This window comes from Enterococcus sp. RTP21361st1_A6_RTP21361_211029 (assembly GCF_040910045.1).
Lineage (GTDB): Bacteria > Bacillota > Bacilli > Lactobacillales > Enterococcaceae > Enterococcus_D > Enterococcus_D gallinarum.
In genome coordinates, this window is the sequence record NZ_JBDGBK010000003.1 from 58,976 (window position 1) to 74,462 (window position 15,487).

Genomic DNA, 15,487 nt, shown 5'->3' on the forward strand with positions numbered 1-15,487 from the left:
CACAACGATTACCTTTTTCATTCTATCTTTGATTCCAACCGTTTGCCAACGCTTTTTTTTCGTACGATTTTTGGCGTCAATTGAAGATAACGCGGCGCTTGTTCTTTCATCGCTGATAATAAAGAAGCAACTGCTTTTTCCCCCAGAACTGTCACATCTTGTTCGACAGAAGTAAGTGGTACTTCTAATAAATCATTTAAAATCAAATTATCATAGCCAACGATGGACATTTCTTCTGGGATATTGATTCCTAACTCCTTGGCTCTTTTCATGATCCCTAAAGCAATCAAATCATTTCCCGCCACGATACCGGTGATTGCTTGATTGTTCAAAAGCTGGTCTGCTTTGTCATAGGCATCTTCAAACTGAAATTTTGTGACCACCCGCCAGCTTTCTTGCTGGGGCAGCTGCGCTTCTTTCAGAGCATCCAGATATCCTTGGTAGCGATAAATACAGTTGATATTTTTATCGGGGTTCATCATAATACCAATGTTTTGATGGCCATTATTGATCAATTCCATGGTCGCAAGATAGCCGCCTTGTCGATTATTATAAAACACTTGTCCAACCGGAAAATTATCCAACCCTCGATCAACCAGCACCAATGGTACAGAAATACTGCTTAAAAACTCTTTCAACTCTTCTTCGTAAGTATAAGATTCACTCGAAAGGGCTAGTAACAGTCCATCCACATTACGATCGATCAATAATTGAATCAATTCTTTCTCTGCCGCAAAGTGATCATCTGAATTGACTAAAATCAAAAGGTAACCAATTTTTCGCAACTGGTCTTCCAGTACTTTTGCTAATTGTGCAAAGAAAGGATTATTGATGTCTGGTATGACCAATCCGATCGTATTTGTTTTGTTTAGCACTAAACTTTTTGCCGCAATATTAGGCGAATAATTATTTTCCTTCGCTAATTGTTTGATCAAGCGTTTTTTCTTTTCCGAGATGCGAATCGGTTTGTCATTTAAGACTTGTGAGACAGCAGCGATTGAGACGCCTACTTCTTCAGCGATATCTTTCAAGCGGATCTTCACTCTTCTTCTCCTCGCTTTCCTGTTTTATTCTACGCCAGTCCTTAAGGTTCGTCCTTTCTCTATTCTATCATAGCTCTGTTTATGTAAGACATTCAGAGTCAAACGATTGGCTATTTTTTCTGACATGAGTATTTGGAATTCGCCTACGTAAAGAGCGCCTATTGCGTTTTTAAAATACAGCACCCATGAAACATAACAATGACCGGACGTTCTTTTGGGTTTCGAGAAGTCCGGTCCTGTTCTTTTACACGTTTCCTTAGTTTAATCATTCTTTGCGTGAGTGATCTTGGTTCTAACTAAATATTAAATCGAACCCAATCGGCAAAAAGCTCGGGCCAACGAACCACCGAGTCTTCAATGGCGTGTTCGCCACCACTGGCCGTTTCTTTGGTTCCGAGACTTAGACCATGCCCACCTCTAGGAAAAATGTGTAATTCATAAGGAATGTCAAACTTACGCAGTTGTTTTGCAAACAAGAGACTGTTTTCTGCCGGTACCAGACCATCTTCCAATGTGTGCCATAAAAATGTTGGTGGTGTGTTGCGACTTACTTGCTTTTCAAGGGAAAGCTGCGCCTTTTGTTCGTCATAACGGTTTCCTAAAAGAGCACGGAAAGACCCTTCATGAGCAAATTCACCGCTTGAAAGAACCGGATAACTTAGCAACAACCCATTTGGGCGCCATTCGTGATTGGCTCCTGACAATGTTTCTGTTAAAAAGTCTTCTTGCCAAAATACGCCCAAACTTGCTGCTAAATGCCCACCAGCCGAAAAGCCCGCGACAATGATTTTCTCCGGATCAACGTGCCACTGTGAATGATTTTGGCGAATCAATTGAACGCTCGCAGCAAGCTCTTGCAATGCTAATGGGTACACATGGGGTTTGATACTATAGTGGAGAACAAATGCCTGAAACCCAAAACTCATCATCTTGATTGCTATGGGTTCAGCCTCACGGTCTGATAAAAACTCATAGCCTCCGCCAGGACAAATAATGATTACCGGTCGCAACCGATCCTGCTCCATCTCTTCAGAGTTGTCAATCACATAGGTAGTAAGCGTTGCTTCACTTTTAGAAAACGGTTGGATCACTTCATGGATCATAGTAATTGCCTCATTTCATGATAATTTTGCTAACAACTGGTTCTTTGATTTGTAGATGAGTATACTAGATTTTTAGACCAGCTGTAGTTACTTGTCAAGTCAAGGAACGATCGATGGCGAATTCCTCTTGTTTTTTTCAAAGGGGTTGCCGACAATTTGAGAATAGGTATCCCAGATCGAAAGTCCTTTGCCCCTTCATTCCAGGCTCCTTCAATCTTGTACGCGGCAGCAATCGCCCCATGAAAATCCCGAGGAAAAAGAATCCCATTTGCTGTAAGACCTGTTCATAATCCTTCCCAGCAATCACAATAAAACGATTACATATGATCGTATCATATTTTCAATCATACATAACAGATTTTTGTTTTTTTCATAAAAAAAACTGTGGCATAAGTTGAACAAATAATTACCCGATCAGAAGGGTCGCCTCCTGACGAAAATGGTCGATTTGCCTCAAAAAGCCATAACTTGCTGACTTCTCTGGTAGCAATTAGGTAGTTATCTGTTTCGGCTTATGTCACAGCCTATTTCATTAAATCAAGTAATCATTCAAACGAGATTTCACGTACTCAATGTGGCTAGATTCCAGCTCCACTTGATCATGTGCCAATGCGTAATCCGTTAAGCTTTCAAGATCCTCCTGATCTGCCACGATCTTTGCGCCGATCCCTACGTTAAATGAGGCATAGCGTTTTTCCTTCAATTCATCTAAGAAACGATCTTCTTTGATTTTTGCTGCGGCTTTCAATGCTCGTGCATAGGTATCCATCCCAGCAATATGTGCCAATAGCAAGTCTTCCATTTCAAAAGATGAACGACGGACTTTGGAGTCAAAATTGATACCGCCTGGTGCGATACCGCCATTTTCCAATACTTCGTATAATGCCAGCGTTGAGTCAAAAACATTCGTTGGAAATTCATCGGTGTCCCATCCTAGAAGCATATCTCCTTGGTTAGCATCTAAAGATCCTAATGCATTATAGCTACGAGCAACAGCAATTTCATGTTCAAACGTGTGCCCAGCTAAAGTTGCATGATTGGCTTCAAGATTCAACTTGAAGTCGCCTTCTAAGCCATAATGTTGGATAAAGGCCATCGTCGTTGCGGCATCAAAGTCATATTGATGTTTCGACGGTTCTTTTGGTTTAGGTTCTAATAGAAATTGCGGTTTGTGACCAATTTTTTCTCCATAAGCAATTGCCATTTTAAATAGGCGAGCAATATTGTCTTGTTCGAATTTCATATCTGTGTTCAACAACGTTTCGTACCCTTCACGACCACCCCAAAAGACGTAGTTTTCGCCGCCTAGTTTTTTAGAGATATCTAACCCTTTTTTAACTTGGGCAGCTGCATAGGCATAGACTTCTGCATTGTTCGTTGAAGCTGCACCGTTGTTAAATCGTGGGTGAGAAAACATATTGGCTGTGTTCCATAACAATTTGATGCCTGTTTGATCCATCTTTTCTTTGATCAGGTCTGTGATCACATCTAAATTTTGGAAGAACTCCTCTAAAGTTTCACCAGAAGGTGCTACATCAACATCATGGAAACAGAAGAATTCAGCGCCTAGCTTCTCGCAAATTTCAAAGAATGCTTCTACTCGATTTTTCGCGGTTTCCATTTCCGTTTCACCGAACCAAGTGCGCTGATTGACCGGTGCCCCGAAAGGATCTGAACCATCTTGTGTCATAGTATGCCAGTAGGCAATCGCAAACCGTAAATGGTCTTTCATTTTCTTGCCTAGGACTACTTCTTCTGCATCATAATGCCGAAAAGCAAACATATTGGCCGTTTCTGGACCTTCATACTTGATTTTATCAATCGTTGGAAAATAATTCATTTTGGTTCCTCCATTTTTAGTTTTTTAACATAACAAACTAACTTACTTCTAAAATAAGTTACATGAAACCTTTAGTAGTGGCGATTCTTTCGTTGATTACTCTGACTGCAATGCTGCCAATTCGCGACAAAGAGGTGCTGTTTGTTGATACACTTTATGATAAACAGAATAAATCCGTTGATACTCCGTTACATTTTCTGCGATTGGCTGGATTACTGACCCATACTTTACAAAAGCCTTCACACAAGCCGCTTCGTCAGGATAAAGTCCGCTTCCGATTGCCGCTAACATCGCGGCCCCCATGCCGGGACCTTGCTCTGTGGATAATGTTGTGATCTCTGCAGCAAAAATATCCGCCTGCATCTGAAGCCACTCTTTGTTTTTCGCACCCCCACCAACAGAAACGATTTTGCTAAATTTCCGTTTTGCTTCTTCTTCCATGATCAGTTGAGAGTCTTTCAGAGAAAAAGTGATGCCTTCCAAGACCGCTCGGCTGAAATGCCGACGTCGGTGATGGGTATCGATCCCTATGAAGCTTCCTCTGACAGTGCTGTCCGTATAAGGAGTTCGTTCACCAACAATATAAGGGGTGAACAGCAGACCATCTGCTCCGGGAGAAACCTCCCCAATATCTGCTAGCAATTCGGAGAAGTCTACTCCTTCTGCGAATGTATCTCGATACCAACTTAGTGAGTTACCGGCAGCTAGTGTGACACCCATCGAGTATTGTTTTTTTGCCACTGCATGATTGAAAACATGTAATTTCCCTTGGTAATCAATCTTCTGCGCTTCAAAAGATAAGAATACACCGCTAGTACCGATCGATACCATCCCAATGCCTTCGTCAATAATCCCAGATCCTAGCGCGGCACATGCGTTATCGGCGCCGCCAGCAAAGATTTTGACTTCTTTTTCAAAGCCAAATTCTGTTTGTAAATCAGGGACCAGTGTCCCGACTTCAGCTGCTGATTCAAAAAGTGTCGGTAAGATTTCTTCTGGAATAGCAAACTTGTTGAGGATTTCTGCAGACCAACAGTTCTTCTCACTGTCCAGTAGTAATGTCCCAGCAGCATCCGAATAATCCATTGAATAGGTACCTGATAGCCACAATGCTAAGAAATCTTTCGGCAGCATCAAGTGCTGGACCTTCTGCCAATTGTCAGGCTCATGTTCTTGAACCCAACAGATTTTAGGTAATGTGAATCCTTCTAGTGCAATGTTCTTTGTGATTGAAAGAATCTCTGGCATCTCTTCCATGATTCGCTGACATTGCTTCGTCGTCCGAACATCGTTCCACAAAATTGCTGGTCGAATGACCTTGTTTTGTTCGTCTAGCAAGACTAAACTGTGCATTTGTCCTGAAAAGCTGATGCCGATCAATTCTTTGCGCAACTCAGGCACTTTATCGATCAACGCTTTAATGACTGCATGAGCCGCTTGACGCCAATGATTAGGATCTTGCTCACTGAATCCAGGTCGGGGGGACGACAATGGATAGTCTGCACTAGCAGTGTCAATCAGATTTCCTGATTGATCAAAAACCAATCCTTTCAAAGAACTCGTTCCTAGATCCAGTCCTAGTAAATAAGCCATATTCTTCTCCTTTGCTACTGATGAAATTCTTATTTGTTATGGTTTACAAAATATTGCTTTTAGGTTAATTTGCTTAAAAAACTAACTAATTGGATAGTAAACGACCTATCCATTTTTGTCAAGCGCTTTCAACAGTTATTTGAGACTTTTTTAAGCACCTAACTGAGGAATATCTCCTTTTACAGATAAACTTGCACTTTATTAATTTGCACGGTAAACTAACATTACTATAGACGAAGAAGGAGATACTATGATTATTAACAAAATGGGCATCCGAGAGCAGAATGAAGCTGCCGTCCTGAAAACCATCATTGATAACGAACATATTTCTAGAGCTGAAGTTTCCAACTTAACGAATCTTAACAAAGCCTCTGTTTCGCAAATAATGAAAAAATTGATTGAAACCGATTTTGTCAAAGAAGTAGGAATTGGTGATTCCACATCGATTGGCGGACGCAAACCTATCCAGCTTCAGTTCAATCATCAAAGCAGCTTAGCGATTACGTTTGATATTGGTTATAATTATGTCAATGGCATGCTATCTTATATCAATGGTCAACGAATAGCCATTTTGGAAAAACAAGATATCTTGATTACAAAAGACAACGTATTCACCACGATTGATTCGATAATGGCTGAATTTACCCCCAAGATGCCTCCTACTACCCATGGATTGGTTGGTATTTGTTTAGCGATCCACGGTATCGTTAATCAGGAGAACATCACTTTTACGCCCTATTATGATCTGGAACACATTGATTTGGTCTCTCCTCTTAGTCAGAAATACCATACCGCAGTCTATATCGAAAATGAAGCAAATTTGACTGCATTAGGAGAGTATTGCTTTTCGTCTGATTCAACTAATCTGCTCAGTGTAAGTATTCATAGCGGCATCGGTGTCGGCATCATTGTAAATGGACGTTTACAGACAGGAACTCACGGAACAGCTGGAGAAGTGGGTCATTCTACATTGTTCCCTCATGGAAACCTTTGTCCTTGTGGAAATCGCGGGTGTTTAGAGCAATACGCTTCTAATAAAGTTTTATTCGATACCTACAGTCACTATACAAAAAAAGAGCTTGTCAATTCAGATATTTTTGCAAAGGCTATTCGTTCTGGCGAGAAATCAGCGCTTGAACTAGCACAACAAAATGTCGAATTTTTGAGTATCGGCTTAAATAATGTCATTACATTTTTCGATCCTGAAGAGGTTTATATCAACAGCTCTGTCTATCGCAAAATCCCTCAATTGACCAAAGACCTGCAACAAAAATTAACCAGTCAGTTCACTCAGAATACGAAAATCAAAAACAGTCGTTTGGGCGAACAGGCACCTCTGTTCGGTGGTAACGTTCTGATTGCCAAGAACTTCTTAAACATTGAAGATCTGCGCTTTCCAACGGTTGATTTCCTTTAATCCATAAAAATTTTTTTCTGATACAGAAAATCCACTGATTCATTTAGCCACCGTATAACTTCAATAAGTGGCAACACAACAAATGGACTGGGACATAAGTTTGGGTAACTGACTCTCGCTGCGCTGCAGGAGTACTCTGTGCTCCTGCACAATTTCATACGTGTTCTCCTGTCAGATACTTTGGTTATCATTCTTTATTTTTCCTTATATCATACAGTACCAGCAAGACAATATTGAAACCCCCTCATCAATCCCTTCTCCCAGCGGCTTACTCTTTTATGTCTCCTGCAGTGATCCCGCCAACGATATATTTCGACTGCAATCATTTACTCCTATTCAAAATCAAAAGGTCTCTTCCCCTTCTAAAAAAGGAATAGACCTACAAAGTCAGAATTGCTTGAATTTTCCCCATTGCTTTTGATCATTACTCATCTTGGTTCTTTAGTTTTGTCTTTTTTAGTCTTGCCCTTATTGGAAGGCTTGATTTTCCTTCTGATACAAAAAGACCGAATAGCGTTAACGTCACGCCTAGTAGTTTCACTAAACTGATCCTTTCTCCTAGGATAAGAAAAGAAGCAAATAATGTCGTCACAGGAACCAAATAAATATAGAGGCCAGCCATAACAGCACCTAGCTGTTCGACGGTGTAATTCCATAGAACGAAGCACAACGCGGAAGCCCCCAGTCCAAGAAACAGCAGATAAAGCAGATTGTCCGTTTGAAGCAATTTATCTAACGAAAGGGAACTTTTCGTCAAAAAGAACAGCGGCATAATAAATAGAATGCCATATAGGAAGATCATTTTCGTCGTGTCGATCACGGAATGTCCCCAACTAGCGATCTTTTTGACCAACAGTGAATAGACCATCCACATCAGGGCGGCTGCTATAGCTAAAAAGTCGCCAAAGGGATGAAACGAAAGATTTCCTGCAAAGCTGATCAGAAAAATACCACAAAAAGAAAGCAAAAAACCAATAAAGAATGTTCCCTTTAATTTCGTTCGATAAATGAGAGCAGAGGCTAAGCCAATGAAGAGTGGAGAAATGGAAACAATCACCGCAACATTCGATGTACTTGTATAACTTAAAGCTATGTTCTCTAAAAAGAAATAAAAACAAACGCCAGATATTCCTGCTGCCATCAAATAAAGATGTTGACGAAAGTGATAGTGTATCCTGCTAAATTTGGATAACACACTCAACGCCACTAGTCCGATGATAAATCGTAAAAATAATATCGCCGTGGGTGAAAAATCAATCAGCAGCAGTTTTGTGGCAATAAAAGTTGTTGACCAGAAGAAAACCGTGATCAAGGCAGTGACATGGGGATTCTTAAATAAATGATTCATTCTGTACTCCTTAAATACATTTTTTGATATTGTTTTGGTGTCAGCCCAATAAAGCTTTTGAATACATTGGAGAAATGACTTTGATCGGAGAAATTCGTCATCAACGCTACTTCTGATAAGGACTGCTGTTTTGCCAGTAATTTCTTTGCTTCATCGATTCGGATCGATAACAGATACCGATAAGGTGTCATGCCATAGTTTTTTGTAAATTGATGAATGAAAGAACTTTTTTTCAAATTCGTCAACGCAACGAGATTCTCTAAACGAATGTCTTCTGTATAATTTTTTTGTAAATGATGGCAAACATTTTCTAACAGGACATTTTCAACGGGTTCATTCTGATACCCTTCTGCTGTATAGGCAAGCAAGTTTTCAATAAGCAAATACATCAATTCCTCTCGATATAGAGGTGATTTCTTTGAAAGAATCGCTTGGTACAATTCTTCGACTAGTTCTCCTGTGCTATTGTTTCGCAGGATGACTTGACTAAAATAAGGCAGATCCTTTTTGCCGGTAATTTCTTTTACCACTTGTGTCATTGCTTGCTTGGAAATGTTGAGGGCGTGGTAGGTGATTTCTTGGTTCTCCAGACTTTGGCAGCTATGAGGCTGATAGGGATTGAATAAATTCAGATCGCCTTTTTCGAGGATTTGTGTCTCTCCGCAATACAGCTTTCTTCTTCCTGCTAACAAAATACCCACTACATAATAATCATGAAAATGGAGGGGAAAGCTCTTTTGATACTTTTCTAACGCATAGGCCTCAATGCCAACTATTTCATCATAGTGAACCTTTTTCATACTGTTCCTCCTTTTCTATCTATTTTAGCATTGAACCTTTCGATTTCTTGTAAAATATTCCATGCTTTTCTCGGAATCATCCTACATTTAACCTTTCTAGATAACCTTTCCAGACCCTATTTATGAACCAACGAAAAAGCAGATAAAAGAAAGATCGCCTTTCCTCTATCTGCTTTAATTGTTTGATCCGCTCTTCTAGTTTGGATTTACCAGACATTTTATCGGCGCATGCTCACGGAAAAATCATCCCTCAAAGCCATTATTGTCAGAGACTTGCTTGAACCAATATCCTGATTTCTTGATACTCCGTTTGCGGTCATTTTCTAAATCAACAGAAATAAAGCCATATCGATTTTTGTAAGCATTGGTCCATGACCAGTTGTCCATGCAGGTCCACATGTGGTAGCCTAGGCAATTTGCCCCTTCTTGAATTGCTTGATGAACATATTTCAAATGCTCTGAGACAAATTCAATCCGATAGTCATCATGAATCATCCCATCTTCACCTAAGAAACGACGTTCATTTTCAACCCCCATGCCATTTTCGGAGATAAAGCACGGCAGGTTGCCATAGTTATCCCGCAGGTTGATCAGGATATCGTAAATGCCTTTTTCATAGATTTCCCAACCACGATAAGGATTCATTTTTTTGCCTGGCATATCATACACATCAAAATAATTTTCTGGCATTGGCTCTGCTGCAGGATCGACAGGCGTTTCTTTCGCTTTGATTCGCCGTGGCTGATAATAGTTGACCCCCAACAAATCGACAGTATTATTTTTGATGATGTCGAGATCGCTCGCTTGCATCTCAGGTACCATGTCTAATTCTTTCACGATTTTCACCAGTTCTTCTGGGAAAATTCCTTTGACCGCAGGATCAAGAAATGAACGATTGAAAAAAGCATCCGCGATTTCTGCTGCTCGAACATCTTCGGGATTATTACTGTCTCTTGGATAACTTGGAGTTAGATTCAGTATGATGCCGATTTGACCAGTTTGCCCACTTTCATGGTAAGCCTTGATCGCCAAAGCGGAAGCCAATGCTTCATTAAATCCGACTTGAATGGCATGTTTCATGTTACTTTCTTCTGGATAATGCAATTGATACAAATAGCCCGCCTCAACAGGAACGATCGGTTCATTATGAGTAAACCATTTTTTGACTTTATCCCCAAACAAGTCGAAACATGTCTTGGCATATCTGGCATATGCCTCCACAGTCTCTCGCTGGAGCCAGCCGCCTTTTTCTTGTAATGCCATTGGCATATCAAAGTGATACAGATTGACAAATGGTTCGATCCCATTGTTGATCAATTCATCAAAATAATCATTATAAAAAGAAACAGCTTTAGGATTGACTGCCCCCGTTCCATCCGGAATCAAACGGCTCCATTGAATCGAAGTCCGAAAAGAGTTATGGCCGGTTTCAACCATCAATTGGACATCCTCTTTGTAGTTGAGATAGACTTCCGATGCTTGGTCTGGACCTACTTGATCAAAAAATTTTTCCGGTTCTTTGGCATACCAGTAATCAAAAATATTCTCGCCTTTGCCGTCCCCGGCTACCCGACCTTCTGTCTGTGGGCCGCTTGCTGCGGAACCCCACCAAAAATTTTCTGGAAATTGAACCTTCATGTTTCTGCTCCCTTCGGTAATCCTAGTAATTGATTTTCCATTAAGACCACTTGTTTTTCAGTGGCCGCTTTTCCCATTTTGATTCGTTCTAAGACAAGTTCTGCGGCTTTCTCCCCCATTTTTTCTGCTGGCGGATTCACAGTTATTTGCGGCAACAAACTCTGTTCTGCTTCAGAAAGATAATCATAGTGACCAAAGGCGATATCTTTTCCAACGATCAGTCTCTTTTGATTGAAACATTCCAAAGCCCCCACTGACATGTTGTAGTTACTGACAAAAATTGCAGTCGCTCCCCATGCGACTAATTCTTCAGTTCCCCGATAACCGCTTTGTCTTGTGTAGTCCCCCACCACGATTTTCATTTCTGCTTCATTGTTTGCCATAGCAGCTTGCGCACCAAACAGTCGTTCTCTCGCAGTGTGATCCGACTGTGGAGCGGAAAGATAACCGATTTTTTTATGTCCAGCTGCTAAATAATGGTTGATGACGTCAAAAACACTTTGACGGTCGTTCAATAAGAGAACATCGGCGATTCCTTGTGTCTCAGGATGATTCAAAAAGACAATGGGTATCTGAATGTCCTGCCATTTCGACAAATCAAACTTTTTTTCATCAGAAAAGAAAACAATCAATCCGTCGACAGCATGCTGCAATAAATAATCGAGTTTGTCATGGTCCTCTTTGCTATTCGTAAAACCACTCAGCAAAATACTATAGCCATTTTCTTCCGCGACTTTCTCGATACCAGAAACAACTTCCGAGCCAAAACGACTGGAGATACGATTCATCAATAAGCCAAATGAATAGCTACGATTGTTCTTTAAACCCTTCGCAATAATATTCTCTTTGTAGTCAAGCGACTCAATAGCAGCAGCAATCTTTTCTCTGTTCAATTGTTTCAGCTGATGTCCATTCAAATATCGGGAAACAGTCCCTACAGAAACACCTGCTAATTGCGCAACATCTCGAATCGAAGCCATGTTTCTCACCTTTCTCTGATGCCATTTTTCACGATCCATTTTCTAATGATTATGAATCGCTGGATTCATTGATTTGCTTTTGGTAACGAGTGTTGATCCCCTTCACGATCTAATAAAAATCATCAGCTTGTTAAAAAATTGAACCGGTTCAATTTTAAACTATAGCACGTTTCTGTAGAATTGCAATCTTTTTTTTGGATGCGTATTCATTTTCTCTTTCCACTAAATTCCGAAAAAAAGAAAAAGATGAATGGTCTGCAAGATGTCTCAAGAGCTAGTCAGCACCATTCATCTAGATTAAACCAAACAATGTCCCGCTTATCCAAGTAATTGATTGGCTAGTAAAAAGTCTTTGACTTCGGTTAAATCAGTAAAACGCCGAACACCTTGAAAGAGCGCCTCTTTGTCGATGATTGGTTGTTTGCTCAATGGGTATCTTCCTTTTCTTGTCGGTAAGTCTGTCAAATCATCTTCGACCATAAACGCTGAGATGCCCGCTTTTTCAGCAGCAGCTATCCCGGCAAACGAGTCTTCTAAGACTAAGGCATCTTTTGGGAGAACCTTCGCCTGACGACAAGCCGTCAAAAAAATTTCCGGATCGGGCTTTCCTTGCTTGACTTGATCGCCAGCTACGATGATATCAAAGGTAGACGGCATCTTTTCTAGCTCAAAATAGGTGGCGATTTTTTCTCGGGAAGAAGAGGAGGCTAATGCGATTTGGCAGGTGTGCTGCTTCAGCTCCTTTAGTAAATCGAGCAAACCTGGCTTTTTGTAGACTCTTTTTTCTTCGGCTAAAATGGCTTCTTTGTATCGGTTCATCGAATCCCGCCATTGGTCGACAGGGACATCGCCGTACAACTCTTTCATTCCTTGACGAATCTCGGCTTCTCTTTTCCCGGTCAAATAATAATAGACATCGTGGATCAATTCAAAATCGTGTTCTTCAGCAGATTTTAGATAGGCACGGTAGGCAAGTCGTCCTGTTTCAAACATTAAGCCATCCATGTCAAAAATTACTAGTTGGATTGTGTTCATTCGCTTTCTCCTACTTTATTTTAAAAAAGAGCCATGCGTCTAGCATTAGATCGCACCGCTCTTCGTTTTGATACTCAGGTCGATTCAAGAATTGCTTTTAAGGATGCTAAATGTGCATCCCCTTGCTCATAATCTCTGACCAGCTCTTCTGAAAGGATGAAAGAACCCCCAACTGCGATTACTTGCGGATGAGCAAGGTAGTCTTGGCAATTGTCCTTAGAGATTCCGCCAGTTGGCAAAAATCGAACATCATAGAAGGGACCGCTTAACGCTTTGATTGCTTGTAACCCGCCATAAATATCTGCTGGAAAAAATTTCACAGTTTTGATCCCAAACGATACGGCTTTCTGAATATCATTTGGTGTCGCTGTTCCTGGAAAAATCGGAATCTGATTCTTTAGACAGTGATCGATAACTTCTGGAACAATAGCTGGAGAGACAATAAACTGGGCCCCCTTTGCTACCGCTTGTTGGGCTTCTTCAAGTGTTCTCACCGTGCCGGCTCCCACGAGCAACTTCCCTGAGCGTGCTAAGTGTTCGATTGCTTTTAACGCCAGTTCGCTGCGGAAAGTCACTTCAATCAAACGAATATCATGTTTAATCAATAATTCTTCTAGTGGATCTAGCAACGACATGTCTATGGCGGTATAAAGCGGTAAAACTTTCGTAGCCGCTAAATGTTCGGTCAATGATTCGACGTTTGCCATTCTATTCCCCCGCTTTCTGATCAATTTCTGCAGACATTTGCGATTTGACAACCGCTTCATGCAGTCCTTGCAAGTAACTAATCCCCAAAGCTCGATCATACAGACCATATCCTGGCATTGCTACTTCCCCCCAGATCGTTCGCCCATGATCTGGACGAATCACTCCAGTAAATCCTACATCCACCAAGGCTTTCATAATGGCATACATATCTAGTGAACCTTCTGTAGACAAGTGTGCAGACTCTTTGAATTTGCGGTCTCCCATAAAGAGAACGTTTCGGAAATGTACAAAATTAATTCGGTCGCCAACCTCATGGATGATCGACACTAGTTCATTTTTCGGATCGGCGCCTAACGAACCAGTGCATAGCGTCAATCCATTATAAGGAGAGTCAACAATAGACAATATTTTTTTCAAGTCAGACAAGTTTTTGGTGATTCGCGGCAAGCCGAAGATCTCCCAAGGCGGGTCATCCGGATGGATGGCCATTTTAACATTCATTTCTTCGCAAACAGGAATAATTCGTTTCAGAAAATAAGCCAAGTTATCGAAAAGAACCTCTTCTGTCACTCCGTCATAAGTCTTCATCAGCTGATTGAATTTCTTTAACCGTTCTTCTTCCCAACCAGGCAGCTTGAATCCTTTTGATTGGCTGTGGATCAATGTGTACATTTCGCTAGGTTCCATCCCATCAACCACTGCTTGGTCATACAGCAATGAGAAACTGCCATCCTCATTTTCATAAAAAAGATTGGTTTTTGCCCAACCAAAAATCGGCTTAAAACTATAACAAATCAGATGTATGCCACAAGCAGAAAGATTTTTGATCGTCTGAATGTAATGATCGATGTAGTGATCCCGTTCTTCTGTTCCTGCCTTGATCGCGTCATGGATCGCCACACTTTCGATTCCTAGTAATGTCAGTTCTTCTTTTTCGATTGATTGTTTTAATTCCTCAATTTCGGCAATTTCCCAAATATCTCCTGGCAGTTTGTTTAACAAGGTGCCGATGACCCCATTGATGCCAGGTATTTGACGGACATTTTGCAAAGGAATCGAGTCTCCTTCGCCATACCATCTAAAGCCCCATTTCATAGTCAACATCCTTTCTTAAAAATCATCATCGTCATCCTCATCGCCAGCAGCTGGCGTCTCATTCGAGATATGCCAAAAAGCAACACTATCTTCTCCTTGATCGATCACTGCTTGTGCCGCTGATGCAATTGGTGTTTGCAGTAATTGATGATTGATTGCTTCTAACACCATCGGCAAGTTGGTACCGCCAATAACGTAAACTTCTTCTTGCAGCTCTTTTTCTAACTGATTGATCGTCAAAACTGACTGGTTGTAAGGGCTAGCGCTCAGTAAGTCTACTAAGATCAGCACCCCTTCTTGTTGATTGACTTGATGTACCGCGGTACTGATTTTTTCTCCCAGTGCTTGAACATCATCTCCTTGATACAAATTGACTGTCGCTATATTTTCGACTGCTCCCATGATGACTGTTGCCGCATCTTTCAGTCCATCGCTTAATGTGCCATGAGTAGCAAGTACGATTCCCAACATTGTCATTCCTCCTTTGTCTCCCTGCATGGATTTCCATGCAAAACGTTTACTGTAACAAGGCAATCGTCTTGTTTACATTTTCCATATTGATGTCTTTTTGCCTTAATAATTGTTTAGGCAGATAATATCCCTCTGTTGATTCCTTATTTCCGCTGATCACATAATTGATTGTTGCATGGATTCCTTCTTCTTGAAGGATTCCGAGTCGTGCTAATTGTTTGCGATCAAACTCTGTTCCTACTACATGTAGAGGTGCTTTGGCACCAACAGAATCCAGATAATAAATCGTAGCCTTGCGTTTGGCTGAGTCTCGCAAAACTTCTAATCCTCGTTCGCCATAGCTTCCTTCATCCAAGAACGCAAACGCAGTGTTTTGTCGTTCATTTTCACTGATTAAAGCCAATAATGCCAAAACC

The 15,487-nt window shown here is 41.0% G+C and carries 13 protein-coding genes and 1 pseudogene; 1 reads left to right on the forward strand and 13 read right to left on the reverse strand.

Going from position 1 to position 15,487, the window contains the following annotated elements:
• Nucleotides 1-17: 17 nt before the first annotated feature.
• The 4 genes from AB5Z52_RS01070 to xylB all read right to left on the reverse strand — a co-directional run bounded on the left by AB5Z52_RS01070 (nt 18) and on the right by xylB (nt 5,579).
• On the reverse strand, nt 18-1,043 hold the full coding sequence (locus tag AB5Z52_RS01070; RefSeq protein ID WP_003125597.1) for a LacI family DNA-binding transcriptional regulator: 1,026 nt from the start codon (nt 1,041-1,043) through the stop codon (nt 18-20).
• Nucleotides 1,044-1,339: 296 nt separating this feature from the next.
• Nucleotides 1,340-2,146, reverse strand: a complete 807-nt coding sequence (locus AB5Z52_RS01075; protein WP_231477703.1) for an alpha/beta hydrolase — start codon at nt 2,144-2,146, stop codon at nt 1,340-1,342.
• A gap of 532 nt (nt 2,147-2,678) precedes the next feature.
• Nucleotides 2,679-3,986 (reverse strand): xylose isomerase, encoded by a 1,308-nt coding sequence (xylA, locus tag AB5Z52_RS01080; protein ID WP_231477704.1) that lies wholly within the window; start codon nt 3,984-3,986, stop codon nt 2,679-2,681.
• Between the two features lie 96 nt (nt 3,987-4,082).
• Entirely contained in the window at nt 4,083-5,579 is a 1,497-nt protein-coding gene (gene xylB, locus AB5Z52_RS01085) for a xylulokinase (protein WP_096710733.1), read from the reverse strand.
• A gap of 250 nt (nt 5,580-5,829) precedes the next feature.
• On the opposite strand from xylB, the gene AB5Z52_RS01090 reads away from it, so the two are divergent.
• Nucleotides 5,830-6,996 carry an ROK family transcriptional regulator gene (locus AB5Z52_RS01090; RefSeq protein WP_096710734.1) on the forward strand — a complete coding sequence of 389 codons (1,167 nt, stop codon included), beginning with the start codon at nt 5,830-5,832 and terminating at the stop codon, nt 6,994-6,996.
• A 424-nt stretch (nt 6,997-7,420) separates the two neighbouring features.
• Here AB5Z52_RS01090 and AB5Z52_RS01095 read toward each other — a convergent pair whose 3' ends face one another.
• The 9 genes and pseudogenes from AB5Z52_RS01095 to AB5Z52_RS01135 form a co-directional block, all read right to left on the reverse strand.
• Complete coding sequence (locus AB5Z52_RS01095) at nt 7,421-8,344, reverse strand: DMT family transporter (RefSeq protein ID WP_081131949.1); 924 nt, start codon at nt 8,342-8,344, stop codon at nt 7,421-7,423.
• Nucleotides 8,341-9,144, reverse strand: a complete 804-nt coding sequence (locus AB5Z52_RS01100) for an AraC family transcriptional regulator (protein WP_003125590.1) — start codon at nt 9,142-9,144, stop codon at nt 8,341-8,343. Before AB5Z52_RS01100 ends, AB5Z52_RS01095 begins: the two co-directional genes overlap by 4 nt.
• 243 nt (nt 9,145-9,387) lie before the next feature.
• Nucleotides 9,388-10,782: a glycoside hydrolase family 1 protein gene (locus AB5Z52_RS01105; protein WP_096710735.1), complete on the reverse strand. Its 1,395-nt coding sequence runs from the start codon at nt 10,780-10,782 to the stop codon at nt 9,388-9,390.
• A complete protein-coding gene (locus AB5Z52_RS01110; RefSeq protein WP_029486451.1) occupies nt 10,779-11,762 on the reverse strand; it encodes a LacI family DNA-binding transcriptional regulator in 984 nt (327 codons plus the stop codon). The genes AB5Z52_RS01105 and AB5Z52_RS01110 overlap by 4 nt, the downstream gene beginning before the upstream one ends.
• A gap of 318 nt (nt 11,763-12,080) precedes the next feature.
• Nucleotides 12,081-12,797, reverse strand: a complete 717-nt coding sequence (locus tag AB5Z52_RS01115) for an HAD family phosphatase (RefSeq protein WP_021150364.1) — start codon at nt 12,795-12,797, stop codon at nt 12,081-12,083.
• A 74-nt stretch (nt 12,798-12,871) separates the two neighbouring features.
• Entirely contained in the window at nt 12,872-13,504 is a 633-nt protein-coding gene (locus AB5Z52_RS01120; RefSeq protein ID WP_003125585.1) for a bifunctional 4-hydroxy-2-oxoglutarate aldolase/2-dehydro-3-deoxy-phosphogluconate aldolase, read from the reverse strand.
• Nucleotide 13,505: 1 nt separating this feature from the next.
• Complete coding sequence (uxuA, locus tag AB5Z52_RS01125; protein WP_003125584.1) at nt 13,506-14,600, reverse strand: mannonate dehydratase; 1,095 nt, start codon at nt 14,598-14,600, stop codon at nt 13,506-13,508.
• A gap of 15 nt (nt 14,601-14,615) precedes the next feature.
• On the reverse strand, nt 14,616-15,071 hold the full coding sequence (locus AB5Z52_RS01130; protein ID WP_003125583.1) for a PTS sugar transporter subunit IIA: 456 nt from the start codon (nt 15,069-15,071) through the stop codon (nt 14,616-14,618).
• Between the two features lie 46 nt (nt 15,072-15,117).
• Nucleotides 15,118-15,487 (reverse strand): annotated as a pseudogene (locus AB5Z52_RS01135) (hypothetical protein); the annotation flags it as partial.